Raw genomic sequence first — 15,020 nt, 5'->3', positions numbered from 1 at the left:
CGGCGCGTCGAAGTTCGAATCCCTCAGGGTTCGCGGACGGCGTGTGTCCGGCCGCGTGCCCTGGCCCAGCCTCTTGGGATGTGGATCGCGCTTCGACAGCGCCGTCTGATCGATGGGGCGACCCTACAGGATCGGCTGACTCGGGGGCAAGAGTCCCCGGAATCGGCTCTCCGTTTTCCCCAGGCAATCTGCGTCAAGCGACTTTTCGGCAACAGGGTTAATTCGCGAAAAGCCTTATGAATCAAGGCCTGCCGCACGGGTAAGGGCGCGCGCGTCCAAGGATCCCAGGAAAAAAACGCCGCCGCGCGGCACTTTTTCGGTTTCGTGAGCTTTCAATTGACACAAAGTTCCAAGGCCATACTATTCGCCCCCGTGCCGCCCCTTTCGGGCGGCGCTTTCGTTTTCCGGACGCACTCGCGTCTAAAGTGCGGAGATCAGCCGTGACCTCGCCGCTGCTTGGAACCTATGCGCGCGCCGACGTGGCCTTCGAGCGGGGGGAGGGCGCCTGGCTCGTCGCGCAAGACGGGCAGCGATATCTCGATTTCGGCGGCGGCATCGCGGTGAACGCCCTGGGCCACGCCCATCCGCATCTCGTGGAGGCCCTGACCGAGCAGGCCAAGAAGGTCTGGCATGTCTCCAACCTCTACCAGATTCCGGAGGGCGAGCGCCTGGCGCGCCGCCTCGTGGAGAGCACCTTCGCGGATCTGGTCTTCTTCTCGAACTCGGGCGCGGAGGCGAACGAGGCGGCGATCAAGATGGCGCGGCGCTACCATGCGGCTCAAGGCCAGCCCGAGCGCTTCCGCATTCTCACCTTCGAGGGCGCCTTCCACGGCCGCACCCTCGCCACCATCGCGGCGGGCGGGCAGAAGAAATATCTCGAGGGCTTCGGGCCGAAGGTCGAGGGCTTCGACCAGGTGCCCTTCGGCGACCACGAGGCCATGCGGGCCGCCATCACCCCGGAGACGGCCGCGATCCTGATCGAGCCGATCCAAGGCGAGGGCGGCATCCGGCCGGTGCCCAATCAGTGCCTGCGAGGCCTGCGCGACCTGTGCGACGAGACCGGCATGCTCCTCATCTTCGACGAGGTGCAGACGGGCGTGGGCCGCACGGGCAAGCTCTTCGCCTATGAGTGGAGCGGGATCGCCCCCGACATCATGTCGGTGGCCAAGGGCATCGGCGGCGGCTTCCCCATGGGGGCGTGCCTTGCCACCGAGCGGGCGGCGAGCGGCATGACGCCGGGCTCCCACGGCACGACCTTCGGCGGCAACCCGCTCGCCATGGCGGTGGGCAACGCCGTGCTCGACGTGGTGCTGGCGCCGGGCTTCCTCGACCACGTGAGCCAGATGGGGCTCCTCTTCCGGCAGCGCCTCGCCGAGCTGAAAGACCGCCATCCGGCGGTGGTGGCCGAGATCCGCGGCTCGGGGCTGATGCTCGGCATCAAGACCCACGTGCCCAACACGGCCTTCGCGGCCGCGGTGCGGGACGCCCGGATGCTCGTCATCCCGGCCGGCGACAACGTGGTGCGCCTGCTGCCGCCGCTGATCGTGACGCAGGCGGACGTGGGCGAGGCGATGCAGCGGCTCGACGCCGCCTGCGCCGCGATCGAGGGCGAGCTCAAGGCGATCGCCCAGCGCGGAGCCGCCGAATGAGCACCCGCCACTTCCTCGACCTCACGGATTTCACGACGGCCGAGCTTCGCATGCTCCTCGACGCCAGCGCCGCCATGAAGGCGCGCAGGCGCAAGGGCGAGCCGCCCCAGGAGCGGCCGCTCGCGGGCAAGATGCTCGCCATGGTGTTCGACAAGCCCTCCACCCGCACCCGCGTCTCGTTCGACGTGGCCATGCGGGAGCTGGGCGGCGAGACCATCATGCTCACGGGCGCCGAGATGCAGCTCGGCCGCGGCGAGACCATCGCCGACACGGCCCGGGTGCTGTCGCGCTACGTCGACGCGATCATGATCCGCATCCTCGACCATGACATGATGACGGAGCTCGCCGAGCACGCCACCGTGCCCGTGATCAACGGCCTCACGAAGCTCACCCATCCCTGCCAGATCATGGCGGACGTGCTCACCTTCGAGGAGCACCGCGGCGCCATCAAGGGCCGGACCGTGGCCTGGACGGGGGACGCCAACAACGTGCTCGCCTCCTGGATCCAGGCGGCCCAGCGCTTCGAGTTCCAGCTCAACATCGCCAACCCGCCCGAGCTCTCCCCCCGCCGCGACGTGCTCGACTGGGCGCGCCGCGAGGGCGCCCGCATCGCGCTCACCAACGATCCCCGCGAGGCGGTGCGCGGCGCCGACGCGGTGGTGACCGATTGCTGGGTCTCCATGGGCGACGAGGACGAGGGGCGGCGCCATAATCTCTTGAAGCCGTACCAGGTGAACACCACCTTGATGGAAGCGGCGAATCCCGGCGCGATCTTCATGCATTGCCTCCCGGCCCACCGCGGCGAGGAGGTCACCGACGAGGTGATGGACGGACCGCAATCGGTCGTCTTCGACGAGGCCGAGAACCGTCTGCATGCGCAAAAGGGCATCCTGGCATGGTGCCTCGGAGCCATCGGCTAGAGCACCGATCGGCAGGACGGCTCCGGCTCGCGCGCGACGCCCAACCGACCGGGAGCTGACCTCACCCGCGTGAGGGCGGCTCCCTTGTTGCCATCGACGCCACCCCGCGGACGCCGACCGGCCCGCCCGGTGCCCTGGAGCCCACAGATCATGCAGTCCCCCGGATTGGAGGGGCGGGACGACGCGGTCCTGCCCTTCGCCGTCGAAGCCCTGGACGTGCGCGGCCGCGTGGTCCGCCTCGGCGACGCCCTCGACGTTCTCGTCTCCCGCCACGGCTATCCCGACGCGGTCGCCCGCGTGATCGGCGAGGCGGCGGCGCTCACCGCGCTGCTCGGCTCCTCGCTGAAGTTCGACGGCCGCTTCCAGCTCCAGACGAAGAGCGACGGGCCGATCGAGCTCCTCGTCGTCGACTACGACGCCCCCGACCGGCTGCGCGCCTATGCGCGCTTCGACCCCGAGCGCGTCGCCGCGGCGGCGGACGGGGGGCGGGCGCGCAGCGGCGAGCTCCTCGGCCACGGCCACCTGGCGCTGACCATCGACCAGGGCCCCGAGATGAGCCGCTACCAGGGCGTGGTGGCGCTCGAGGGCCAGGGCCTGGAGGACGTGGCGCACCAATATTTCCGCCAGTCGGAGCAGATCCCGACCCGCGTGCGCCTCGCGGTGGCCGAGCAGTTCGGGGCCGGCGGCCACGGCTATCGGGCGGGCGGGCTGATGATCCAGTTCCTGCCGACCTCGCCCGAGCGCCTGCGCCAGGGCGATCTCGACCCGGGCGACGCGCCCGCGGGGCACAGCGTGGGCGAGGTCGACGAGGACGATGCCTGGGTCGAGGCCCGCACCCTCGTGGACACGGTCGAGGATCACGAGCTCATCGATCCGAGCGTCGGCAGCGAGCGCCTGCTCTACCGGCTCTTCCACGAGCGCGGGGTGCGGGTCTTCGAGGCGCAGGGCCTGCGCGAGGCCTGCCGCTGCTCGCGCGAGCGCGTCATGACCGTGATGGCCCGCTTCTCGCCCGAGGACCGGCGCGACATGGTGGGCGACGACGGCCGCATCGGCGTCACGTGCGAGTTCTGCTCGCGCAGCTACGACTTCGACCCGGCCGAGGTCGAGGCCGAGGTGGCGGGCGGCCGGGTCTGACCCCTCCGCCCGCCAGGCGCCGCCGGGGCTGCGGCGCTTCGTCCGAGGCGGGATTTCCTTAAGCCTTCCTGGCTATGGACAACCGCGTAGGCGCATGCCAAAGACCGCCCGCGCGGCGACCCCCGGTCGCATTGCGTGCGCGCGGGCGTTCGTGCATCGACAGACGACGTCTTGGCGTTCCGGCCGACAGCGGCCGCGCGGCGTGCAAGCCCTTATGATTGCTACGTGGGAGAGTTTGACGTGGCCCAGACCACCAGCGCAGCCGAGCCGACGCGGCGCGACTTCCTCTACATCGCCACGGGCGCGGTCGGCGCCGTCGGCGTGGCCGGCGTCGCGTGGCCCTTCATCTCCTCCCTCGCCCCCGACGCCCAGACCGTGGCGGCGGGCGCGCCGGTCGAGCTCGACCTGACGCCGATCGCCGAAGGGCAGATCGTGAAGCTGTTCTGGCGCGGCAACCTCATCTTCGTCCGCCACCGGACGGCGGAGGAGATCCAGGCCGCTCGCTCGGCGCCGCTCACCGCCCTTCGCGACCCGCAGCCCGACGAGGCCCGGACCAAGGAGGGCAAGGCCCAGTGGCTCGTGGTCTACGGCAACTGCACCCATCTGGGCTGCGTGCCGCTCGGCCAGCAGGGCGAGTACAAGGGCTGGTTCTGCCCCTGCCACGGCTCGATCTTCGACACGTCGGGGCGCGTCCGCGGGGGCCCGGCCCCCATCAACCTCCCGGTCCCGCCCTATACCTTCACGTCCGACACCGCGATCCGTATCGGCGCCGAGGCGTAATCACCAGGTCTTGCCCGGCTCGCCGGGACGCTGTGACATCAGGCGATATCCATGAGCGATCATCCCACTACCTACGTTCCGCAGAGCGCGCTGGCGAAGTGGTTCGAGAGCCGGCTCCCCGTCATGGGGCTGCTGCACTCGTCCTTCGTGGCGTTCCCCGTGCCGCGCAACCTGAACTATTTCTGGACCTTCGGCGCGGTCCTGTTCTTCATGCTCATCTCGCAGATCGTGACCGGCATCGTGCTGGCCATGCACTACACGCCGCATGCCGACTACGCCTTCCAGTCCGTCGAGCACATCATGCGCGACGTGAACTACGGCTGGCTGCTGCGGTACCTGCACGCCAACGGCGCCTCGATGTTCTTCGTCGCGGTCTACATCCACATCTTCCGCGGCCTCTATTACGGCTCCTACAAGGCGCCGCGCGAGGTCTTGTGGATCCTCGGCGTGATCATCCTGCTCCTCATGATGGCCACCGCCTTCATGGGCTACGTGCTTCCCTGGGGCCAGATGAGCTTCTGGGGCGCCACCGTGATCACCAACCTGTTCTCGGCCATCCCCGTGGTCGGCGAGGGCATCGTCCACTTCCTCTGGGGCGGCTTCTCGGTCGGCAACCCGACGCTCAACCGCTTCTTCTCGCTGCACTATCTCCTGCCCTTCATGATCCTGGGCGTGGCGATGCTGCACGTGTGGGCCCTGCACGTGCCGGGCAACAACAACCCGACCGGCGTGCCGATCAAGTCGGGCAAGGACGCGGTGCCGTTCCACCCCTACATGACCGTCAAGGACGCGTTCTCCCTCGTCCTGTTCCTGATCCTGTTCTCCTGGTTCGTGTTCTACATGCCCAACTATCTCGGGCACGCGGACAACTACATCCCGGCGAACCCGTCGGTCACGCCCGCCCACATCGTGCCGGAATGGTACTTCCTGCCCTTCTACGCGATCCTGCGCGCGATCCCCGACAAGCTCGGCGGCGTCATCGCCATGTTCGCCTCGATCGCGATCCTGGCCTTCCTGCCCTGGCTCGACACCTCGAAGGTCCGCTCGGCCGCCTACCGGCCGCTCTACCGGATCTTCTCCTGGGTGTTCGTGCTCTGCGCCATCGGCCTGGGCTATCTCGGCGCCATGCCGGCGGAGGGCGGCTACGTGATCGCCTCGCGCCTGCTCACCGCCTACTACTTCGCCCACTTCCTGATCATCATCCCGCTCCTGGGCCTCTTCGAGACGCCGAAGCCGCTGCCGAACTCCATCGTGGAGTCCGTGCTCGGCAAGGCCGGCTCCGGGTCCGGCCTGCCGACCGGCGCCGCCGCCGAGCCGCAGACCAAGGGTTGATCGAAGCGCCAGAGGACCAGGTCAGACCATGAACAAGATCAACCTCATCGCCGGCGCTCTCGGCCTGGCTCTCGCGTTCGCCGGGACGGCTCACGCCGCCGGCGAGGGCGTGAACCCGCCGCGTCAGAACTGGAGCTTCGCGGGGCCGTTCGGCTCGTTCGACCGCGCCCAGCTGCAGCGCGGCTTCAAGATCTACCGGGAGTCCTGCTCCTCCTGCCACAGCCTGAACAAGGTCTATTTCCGCAACCTGTCGCAGCCCGGCGGGCCGGAATTCTCCCCCGGCCAGGTCCAGGCCCTGGCCGCCGAGTACAAGATCAAGGACGGCCCGAACGAGTCGGGCGAGATGTTCGAGCGCAGCGGTCGCCCGTCCGACCGCCTGCCCTCGCCCTTCCCCAACGAGCAGGCGGCGGCCGCCGCCAACGGCGGCAAGGCGCCGCCGGATCTGTCGATCATGGCCAAGGCGCGGACCTTCACCCGCGGCTTCCCCTGGTTCATCACCGACGTGTTCACGCAGTACACGGAGAACGGCCCGGATTATGTCCGCGCGGTCATCACGGGCTACGAGGACCCGCCGGCGGGCTTCACCGTCCCGGACGGCGGCAACTACAACAAGTACTATCCGGGCCACGTGATCGCGATGCCCAAGCCGATCAGCGACGGCCAGATCGAGTATCCCAAGACCCCGGACGGCCGCCCGCAGGTGCCCGAGACGGCGGAGCAATACGCCAGGGACGTGACCGCGTTCCTGATGTGGACCGCCGAGCCGCATCTCGAGCAGCGCAAGCGCATGGGCTTTGCCGTGATGGTCTTCCTCGCGGTGTTCGGCGGCCTGCTCTACTTCACGAAGAAGAAAATCTGGGCACGGGTGGGTGGCGATCCGGTCGCCATGCACCATCCGCACCAGTCGCACTGATCAGGGGCCCTTCGGGGCCCTTTTTCTTGAGAGGCTGGCCCCCGTAAGCACGGCCCACCCACTACCCTCGTCCTGAGGCGCCCTGCGGAGCCCGGCCTCGAAGGGCGGTCCAGGGATCTCCGGAGAGCCGTGACAGAGGTGGTGCGTGCTTCGAGGCCCGCCTTCGGCAGGCACCTCGGCATGAGGGGGACAGGAGCGAACCCTGTCGGGTCAGGATCTGAGGCGTCGAGGGCCCTTGCCGCAGGGCGCGGGTTCGCCCACCCTGTCGGCCGGAGCGAGCGAGGGGACGGCATGCCGGCAGCGATCCTGGGCGTCATGGGCGGGTCGGGGGTCTACGACCTGCCGGGGATGGAGGACGTGCGCGAGGAGAGGATCGCCTCGCCCTGGGGCGAGCCCTCGGACGCGCTGCGCATCGGCCGCATCGGGCCGACCACGGTCGCCTTCATGCCCCGCCACGGGCGCGGCCACCGGGTCTCGCCCTCCGACATCAACTACCGCGCCAATATCGACGTCATGAAGCGGGCCGGCGTCACGGACCTCGTGTCGCTCTCGGCCTGCGGCTCCTTCAAGGAGGAGTGCCCGCCCGGCACCTTCGTGCTCGTCGACCAGTTCGTCGACCGGACGCACCGGCGCGAGAGCTCGTTCTTCGGGCGAGGCTGCGTGGCCCATGTCTCCATGGCCCACCCCATCGGCCCCCGCCTCCAGGAGCGCCTCGCCCAGGCCGCCGCCGCCGAGGGGATCGCGGTCTCGCGCGGGGGCACCTATGTCTGCATGGAGGGGCCGCAATTCTCGTCGCTCGCCGAGTCCCTCACCTACAAGGGCCTCGGCTACACCGTGATCGGCATGACCAACATGCCCGAGGCGAAGCTCGCCCGGGAAGCCGAGATCACCTACGCCACGGTCGCCATGGTGACCGATTTCGACTGCTGGCACCCCGACCACGAGGCCGTCGAGGTGGCGGACGTGATCAAGGTGGTGCGCGCCAACGCCGACAAGGCGGCCCGCCTCGTGAGCCGCCTCGCCCGCGACTTCCCCGCCGAGCACGAGCCCTGCCCCGCGAAATCGGACCGGGCCCTCGACACCGCGATCATGACCCCGCCGGAGTTCCGGGACCTGGAGCTGGTGCAGAAGCTCGACGCCGTGGCGGGCCGGGTGCTGGGGCGCTAGCCTTCCCTCTCCCAGGGGGAGAGGGGCCGGGGGTGAGGGGGTACCACCTCGAACCAGTGATTTCCCACCCCCCGCATGCTGAGGCGTGAGCCGGCGGCGAGCCTCGAAGCACGCAGCACGCCTGCCACAGCCGTCCGGAGAGCCCTGGCACGCCCTTCGAGGCTCGCTCCGCTCGCACCTCAGGACGAGGTGCAACGTGAGATCGGCTGTGGCAGAGCGCGTATCCCCACCTCCGCCCAGGGCCCGAACCTGCCCCCTGGTCAGCCGCCGCCGATCGGCTAAGGTGCCGCGCCAATCCGGGAGAGCCGCCCCATGGACGACCGCCTCGCCTCCGACCTGCGCAGCGCGATCCGCACCATCCCCGATTACCCGAAGCCCGGCATCATGTTCCGGGACATCACCACCCTGCTCGGCGACGCCCGAGCGTTCCGCCGCGCGGTGGACGAGCTGGTGCACCCCTATGCGGGCGCCAAGATCGACAAGGTCGCGGGCATCGAGGCGCGGGGCTTCATCCTGGGGGGCGCGGTGGCGCACCAGCTCTCGGCGGGCTTCGTGCCGATCCGGAAGCGGGGCAAGCTGCCCCACCGCACGGTGAGCGTGGCCTACGCCCTCGAATACGGCTCCGACGAGATCGAGATGCATGCCGACGCCCTCGTCCAGGGCGAGCGGGTGGTGCTGGTGGACGACCTCATCGCGACGGGCGGCACGGCGACCGCTGCGGTCAAGCTCCTGCGCGGCATCGGGGCCGAGGTCGCGGCGGCCTGCTTCATTATCGACCTGCCCGATCTCGGCGGTGCCGAGCGCCTGCGCGCCATGGGCGTGGACGTGCGAAGCCTCATCGCCTTCGAGGGCCACTAGATGCCCCGCTACCACTTCGAGGATTTCGAGCCGGGCTCCACCATGGCCTATGGCGCGGTGGAGGTGACGGCGGACGATATCGTGGCCTTCGCCCGCGATTTCGATCCGCAGGTCTTCCATCTCGACGCAGCGGCGGCGCGGGAGACCTTCGCGGGCGAGCTCATCGGCTCGGGGTGGCACACCTGCGCCCTGCTCATGCGCATGATCGCCGACGGCTTCATCCTCGACAGCGCCTCGCAGGGGGCGCCGGGCATCGAGGAGGTGAAGTGGATGCGCCCCTTGCGCCCGGGCGACCGGGTCTCGGCCCGCCATACGGTGCTGGAGGCGCGCGCCTCGAAGAGCCGCCCCGATCTCGGCCTCGTGCGCTTCCGCTTCGAGATCGTCAACGCCGCCGGCGAGCCGCTCGCCACCCAGACGAACTGGATCATGATCGGGCGGCGCGGGATGGACGGCGTGCCCGCGGCCCCCCTCGCCCGAACCCCCGCGACGGGGGAGGGCGCGGAGCCGGCCGCGCCGGCGGGGGATCCGCCAGAGCATCCCTTCCCGTTCTTCGAGAGCGTGGCCGTCGGCACCGTGAACGAGCTGGGGAGCCACCGCTTCGGCGCCGACGAGATCGTGCGCTTCGCCCGCGCCTTCGATCCCCAGCGCTTCCATGTCGATGCCGAGGCCGCGCGCGGCAGCCTGTTCGGGGCCCTGTGCGCCTCGGGCTGGCACACGGGAGCCTTGTGGATGCGGCACATGGTGGAGCACCGGAGGGCCGCCGCCGAGGCGGCGCGGGCGCGGGGCCTCCAGCCCGCCTCGCTCGGACCCTCGCCCGGCTTTCGCGATCTCAAATGGCTCAAGCCCGTCTATGTCGACGACGTGATCACCTACCGCTCGACCGTCACGGACAAGCGCGCCTCGGCCTCGCGGCCGGACTGGGGCCTCGTGTTCAACGAGAACACGGGCCACAACCAGCACGGGGAACTCGTCTTCGCCTTCCAGGGCTGCGTCTTCTGGGAGCGCGAGCCGCGCTCTTGACCCGGCGCCTCAAGGTTGCTTTCTCACGGATTCAATTCGGATCGCTTCAGGCCTAGCGGAGATCAGGCGTGCGCAAATATTTCGGGACCGACGGCATCCGCGGACGCGCCAACGGCGTCATCACGCCCGAGCTCGCCCTCAAGGTGGGCCAGGCGGCGGGCCTCCTGTTCCGCCGCGGCCACCACCGCAACCGGGTGGTGATCGGCAAGGACACCCGCCTGTCGGGCTACATGATCGAGACCGCCATGGTGGCGGGCTTCACGTCGGTTGGCATGGACGTGCTGCTCCTCGGCCCCATGCCGACGCCCGCGGTCGCCATGCTGACCCGCTCCATGCGCGCCGACATGGGGGTGATGATCTCGGCCTCGCACAACGCCTACGAGGACAACGGGATCAAGATCTTCGGGCCCGACGGCTTCAAGCTCTCCGACGACGTGGAGCGCTCCATCGAGGAGCTCCTCGATTCCGACCTCGCCCGCCGCCTCGCGGGATCGAAGGACCTCGGGCGCGCCAAGCGCATCGAGAGCGTGCACGCCCGCTATATCGAGTTCGCCAAGCGCACCCTGCCGCGCCGCATCGACCTCGAGGGCATGCGCGTCGTCGTCGATTGCGCCAACGGGGCGGCCTACAAGGTCGCGCCCGAGACCCTGTGGGAGCTCGGCGCCGAGGTGGTGGCGATCGGCGTCGAGCCGGACGGCTTCAACATCAACCGCGACGTGGGCTCGACGTCCCCCGACGCCCTGGTGCGCAAGGTGCGCGAGCTGCGCGCCGATGTCGGCATCGCGCTCGACGGCGACGCGGACCGGGTGCTCATCGTCGACGAGAAGGGCACGCCCGTCGACGGGGACCAGCTCATGGCGGTGGTGGCCAAGAGCTGGCGCGACGCCGGCCGCCTGTCGCAGCCGGGCGTGGTGGCCACCATCATGTCCAATCTCGGCCTGGAGCGCTATCTCGGCGGGCTCGGGCTTGATCTCGTGCGCACGGCGGTGGGCGACCGCTACGTCCTGGAGCACATGCGCGAGCACGGCTTCAATCTCGGCGGCGAGCAGTCGGGCCACATCATCCTGTCGGACTACACCACCACGGGCGACGGCCTGCTCGCGGCGCTCCAGCTCCTCGCGGTGGTCAAGCAGTCGGGCAAGCCCGTCTCCGAGGTCTGCCACTGCTTCGAGCCCCTGCCGCAGATCCTCAAGAACGTGCGCTACCGCTCCGGCCAGCCGCTTCAGAACGAGGGTGTCGTCACGGTGATCGAGGCCGCCCGCGAGCGCCTCGGCAACGCCGGCCGCCTCGTCATCCGCCCCTCGGGCACCGAGCCCGTGATCCGCGTCATGGCCGAGGGCGACGACCGCGACCTCGTCACGGAGGTGGTGAACGACGTGGTCGAGGCGCTGACCAAGGCGGCGGCCTGAGCCGATCCCCCTCCCCGCAAGGGGGAGGGGGGACAAGAGCTCACCCCCGCTTGCGGTACACCAGCACCGACTTGAACATCCCGACCCGCTCCACGTCCCGGGTCGCCTCCCACTCCGCCACCACGTCCTTCGCGCTGTGATCGGCGCGGTCCCAGGCGTAGGAGCCGGGGAAGAACAGGATGTGGCCGCCGGGGCGGGTGTGGTCGGTGAGGAGCTGCGTGACCTCGAGATCCGTGAGCGCGTCGTAGGCGTCGTTCTTCTCGCCGCGGAACTCGCACAGGTGGAACAGGGTCACCACGTCGAAGGCCGGCAGGAGCCGGTCGTTGATGAGGTAGATGTCGCCGAACACGCAATTGTAGTGGCGCAGCACCTCCGGGTGGGCGATCGCGAGCTTGACGAAGTCGTCATATTCCTGCGGCGCGGCCGTGATGCCGAGCACCGCGTTGCGGCGCTTGGGCGACGCGCACTCGATGCCCACATGGTGATGCCCGCCGGTGCCGAAATGGTAGATCGTGCTATCGACGATGCCGGTCTCGTCGAGCCATTCGACGAAATGCACGTCGCAGGGGCATTCCTTCTCGCGAAGTCCCCAATAGGCGTCCCAGAAATGCAGGGTCTTCGCGGCGGCGTCGGTCATGGTGCCTCTCTCGTCGGGGTGGGGATGGTGGCCCGTCAGCGCACGGCCCGCAAGCCGCGGGGCGTGTGATCCTCGACGAGCCTCGCGCCGTCCTCCCCCGCCACCAGGGCGAGGCGGCGGTCGTGGAAGGCCTCGAGGCCCGGCCGGTGGCCGATGGAGATCAGGGTGGATTCGGTCAACCGCTCGCGCACCAGCAGCATCAGGCGGGCCTGGAAGGCCTCGTCGAGGGCCGAGGTAGCCTCGTCCATGACGACGAGGCCCGGGCGCTGGAGGAAGAGGCGGGCGAAGGCGAGGCGCTGGCGCTCGCCGCTCGACAGGATGGCGTCCCAGCGCTCCACGGCGTCGAGGCGGGGCGCGAGATGGCTCAGCCCGCAGGCCACCAGCGTCTCCACGATCTCGGCGTCGTCCACGGGGAGGTCGAGGGCAGGGTAGAGCAGGCTGAGGCGCAGGGAGCCTAAGGGCAGGTAGGCGCGCTGCGGCATGAAGGCTACGGCGGTATGCTCGGGCAGCAGGATTCGCCCCTCGCCCCAGGGCCACAATCCTGCGACCGCGCGCACCAGCGTGCTCTTGCCGATGCCGGACTCGCCCGTGATCAGCACCTTCTCGCCGGGCGCGATCGCAAGATCCGTCCGTCCGATGAGGGGCCGGCCCGCACGGTCGCGGATGACGAGGCCATGCAGCGCCACGCGGGGATCGGCCACGCGCAGCACCTGGATGCCACCCTCGATGCCGGCCGGCGACACGCCCTCGTCGAGCTCGTCGGCGGCGGCCACGAGGGCGGTGAGGCGGCGCGCCGAGGCGTACCACTGGGCGACGGCCTTGTAGTTGTCGACGAGCCAGGCGAAGGCGACCTGGACCTGGACGAAGGCCGCCGCGAGCTGGGTCACGGCCCCAAGCGACAGCTCGCCCGACAGGTACTTCGGCGCGGCGAGGAGGACGGGCACCACGGGAACGAGGGCGCCCGAGCCGTTGGTGAGCCAGGTGAGGCGGCCATGCAGGCCCACGACCCGCAGCCAGCGGCGCACGAGATCGGCGTAGGAGGCGTCGAGCACCCGGCCCTCGTCGCGCTCGCCGCGCACGAGCGCCACGCTCTCCGCGTTCTCGCGCAGCCGGGTCAGCTCGTAGCGAAAGCGCGCCTCGGCCTCGTTCTTGGCCGCCACCGCCGTGACGAGCGGGCGCCCGACCCGCATCGTGAGGCCAGACAGCAGGAGCCCGTAGGCCATGGCGGCGAGCATCATGTAGGCCGGCACCGTGACCGAGCCGACGGCGAGCGACCCGCCCACCGTCCACAGGATGCCGACGAAGGCCGCGACGGTGAGGAAGGCGTTGAGGAGCCCAATGGCGAAATCCGCCACGGGCTCCGTGGAGAGCCGGCTCTCCTCCGCGATGCGGTGCTCCGGGTTGGAGGGCTCAAGGCCCGACAGGCCGAGCCGGTAATAGCGCTGCCCACCAAGCCAAAGCCCCGTGAGCCGGGCGACGAGCCATTCGCGCCAGCGCACCTGGAGGGTCTCGCGGGTCATCACGATGAGGACGCCCACCCCCGCCACCATGACGACGAGGCCCGCGAAGATCGCGACCGCGGTGAGGATCGTGCCACCGTCGCGCCGCTCCAGGGCGTCGAAGAAGAAGCGGTTCCAGGTGTTGAGGGCGAGGTTCGCGCCGATGTTGAGGATGACGAGCGCCGCAAGAGCGGCGGTCAGGCCCCAGGCCTGGCGCGCGGTGGCCCCGCTCCACCAGCCCCGCACCGTCCTCCAGAACAGGCCCACCAGCGCGCGTTCATACGCGACGGCCGGTTCGCCGGGGGAGGGGGAGGCGGCCATCGGGGCGGTCTCGCGCGGGGACGTGAACCATGCGTACGGCAATCTGAACACGAGCTAAACGCGAGCGGGCGGGACTGCCCGATTTCTCCTCTTGTGCCGAGCCCCAGGCCGGTTAGCCTATCGTCCACGCCCTGGAACAGGCCCGAAGAGGCCGGACAGCGGCATTGCGCGAGCGGATCCCGCCCGCGCATCGAGGAACGCAACAGGAGGAAGCCATGTCCGCCATCACCCGCCGGGGGGTCGCAGCCCTCATCGCCGCCGCCGCGGTGACGCTCACCGCGCTGCCCGCCGCCGCCCAGACGAAGCTGAAATGGGGCCACGTCTACGAGACGTCGGAGCCCTATCACAAATGGGCCGTGTGGGCCGCCGACGAGTTCAAGAAGCGCACCAACGGCAAGTACGAGATCGAGGTTTTCGCCGCGTCGTCGCTCGGCAAGGAGACCGACATCAACGAGGGCCTGTCGCTCGGCACGGTGGACATCATCTATACGGGCCAGCTCTTCGCCGGCCGCTCCTACGGCCCCCTGTCCATCGGCGGGTCGCCCTACATGTTCCGCGACTTCGGCCATTGGCAGGCCTTCCGCAACTCGGACCTCTTCAAGGAGCTCGGCGAGGGCTACGAGAAGCGCACGGGCCACAAGGTGGCCGCGCTCACCTATTACGGCGAGCGTCACGTGACCTCGAACCGCGACATCGCCAAGCCCGAGGACATGAAGGGCCTGAAGATCCGCGTGCCCGATGCGCCGCTCTACACCATGTTCCCCCGGGCGGTCGGCGCGAACCCGACCCCCATCGCCTTCGCCGAGGTCTATCTGGCGCTGAGCCAGGGCGTGGCCGACGCGCAGGAGAACCCGCTGCCGACCATTCAGGCCAAGAAGTTCCACGAGGTCCAGAAGAACATCGTGCTCACCGGGCACATCACGGACGCGCTTCTCACCATCGTCTCCGGCGGCACCTTGAAGCGCATGTCGGCGGACGAGCAGAAGACCCTCGCCGAGGTCCTGAAGGCCGCCGCCGACAAGGCCACCGACGAGATCGTCAAGTCGGAGAAGGAGCTCGTCGACTGGTTCAAGGCCCAGGGCAAGAACGTGGTCGCCATCGACCGCAAGCCGTTCCGCGAGGCGACCGTGAAGCTCCACATGGGCAAGGACGCCACCTGGGACCAGAAGACCTACGACCGCCTCCAGGCGCTCACCTCGGCGACGAATTGAGGCAATCTCTCCTCTCCCCGCGAGCGGGGAGAGGGCTCCGGCTGCGGATCGGCAGCCGGAGCAAGCGAAGGAAGTGAGCGGGGGTGAGGGGGCTCAGCCGGACGAGGCTCTGCCTGAGACGCCCCCTCACCCTCGGGCTGCCGCCCTTGCCTCAGCCCCCGGTGAAGGGG

General features: G+C 69.7%; 13 protein-coding genes. 11 read left to right on the top strand and 2 right to left on the bottom strand.

Going from position 1 to position 15,020, the window contains the following annotated elements:
- Positions 1-440 precede the first annotated feature (440 nt).
- The 10 genes from F0L46_RS13565 to glmM all read left to right on the top strand — a co-directional run bounded on the left by F0L46_RS13565 (position 441) and on the right by glmM (position 11,182).
- Entirely contained in the window at positions 441-1,649 is a 1,209-nt protein-coding gene (locus F0L46_RS13565; protein WP_149818393.1) for an aspartate aminotransferase family protein, read from the top strand.
- A complete protein-coding gene (gene argF / locus F0L46_RS13560) occupies positions 1,646-2,569 on the top strand; it encodes an ornithine carbamoyltransferase (RefSeq protein ID WP_149818391.1) in 924 nt (307 codons plus the stop codon). Before F0L46_RS13565 ends, argF begins: the two co-directional genes overlap by 4 nt.
- 150 nt (positions 2,570-2,719) lie before the next feature.
- On the top strand, positions 2,720-3,703 hold the full coding sequence (locus F0L46_RS13555) for an Hsp33 family molecular chaperone (protein WP_149818389.1): 984 nt from the start codon (positions 2,720-2,722) through the stop codon (positions 3,701-3,703).
- Between the two features lie 240 nt (positions 3,704-3,943).
- Positions 3,944-4,483, top strand: a complete 540-nt coding sequence (gene petA / locus F0L46_RS13550; protein WP_149818388.1) for a ubiquinol-cytochrome c reductase iron-sulfur subunit — start codon at positions 3,944-3,946, stop codon at positions 4,481-4,483.
- 51 nt (positions 4,484-4,534) lie between these two features.
- Complete coding sequence (locus F0L46_RS13545) at positions 4,535-5,815, top strand: cytochrome b (protein ID WP_149818386.1); 1,281 nt, start codon at positions 4,535-4,537, stop codon at positions 5,813-5,815.
- A 28-nt stretch (positions 5,816-5,843) separates the two neighbouring features.
- The gene (locus F0L46_RS13540; RefSeq protein WP_149818384.1) at positions 5,844-6,728 is read left to right on the top strand and encodes a cytochrome c1; all 885 of its coding nucleotides are present in this window, start codon (positions 5,844-5,846) and stop codon (positions 6,726-6,728) included.
- A gap of 291 nt (positions 6,729-7,019) precedes the next feature.
- A complete protein-coding gene (locus F0L46_RS13535) occupies positions 7,020-7,895 on the top strand; it encodes an S-methyl-5'-thioadenosine phosphorylase (protein ID WP_149818382.1) in 876 nt (291 codons plus the stop codon).
- A 312-nt stretch (positions 7,896-8,207) separates the two neighbouring features.
- Positions 8,208-8,753: an adenine phosphoribosyltransferase gene (locus F0L46_RS13530; RefSeq protein WP_149818380.1), complete on the top strand. Its 546-nt coding sequence runs from the start codon at positions 8,208-8,210 to the stop codon at positions 8,751-8,753.
- Positions 8,754-9,773, top strand: a complete 1,020-nt coding sequence (locus F0L46_RS13525; protein WP_149818378.1) for a MaoC family dehydratase — start codon at positions 8,754-8,756, stop codon at positions 9,771-9,773.
- Positions 9,774-9,841: 68 nt separating this feature from the next.
- Positions 9,842-11,182 carry a phosphoglucosamine mutase gene (gene glmM / locus F0L46_RS13520; RefSeq protein ID WP_149818376.1) on the top strand — a complete coding sequence of 447 codons (1,341 nt, stop codon included), beginning with the start codon at positions 9,842-9,844 and terminating at the stop codon, positions 11,180-11,182.
- A 40-nt stretch (positions 11,183-11,222) separates the two neighbouring features.
- Here the strand turns inward: glmM and F0L46_RS13515 are convergent, their stop codons facing one another.
- Both F0L46_RS13515 and F0L46_RS13510 read right to left on the bottom strand, forming a co-directional pair.
- On the bottom strand, positions 11,223-11,819 hold the full coding sequence (locus F0L46_RS13515) for a hypothetical protein (protein ID WP_210247637.1): 597 nt from the start codon (positions 11,817-11,819) through the stop codon (positions 11,223-11,225).
- A gap of 35 nt (positions 11,820-11,854) precedes the next feature.
- Complete coding sequence (locus F0L46_RS13510; protein ID WP_149818374.1) at positions 11,855-13,639, bottom strand: ABC transporter ATP-binding protein/permease; 1,785 nt, start codon at positions 13,637-13,639, stop codon at positions 11,855-11,857.
- Between the two features lie 215 nt (positions 13,640-13,854).
- Here F0L46_RS13510 and F0L46_RS13505 point away from each other — a divergent pair, with 215 nt between their 5' ends.
- Entirely contained in the window at positions 13,855-14,850 is a 996-nt protein-coding gene (locus F0L46_RS13505) for a sialic acid TRAP transporter substrate-binding protein SiaP (RefSeq protein WP_149818372.1), read from the top strand.
- The last annotated feature ends 170 nt before the right edge of the window (positions 14,851-15,020 follow it).

Origin of the sequence: Salinarimonas soli, assembly GCF_008386575.1 — a bacterium.
Lineage (GTDB): Bacteria > Pseudomonadota > Alphaproteobacteria > Rhizobiales > Beijerinckiaceae > Salinarimonas_A > Salinarimonas_A soli.
This window is presented reverse-complemented; position numbering and strand designations above follow the sequence as displayed.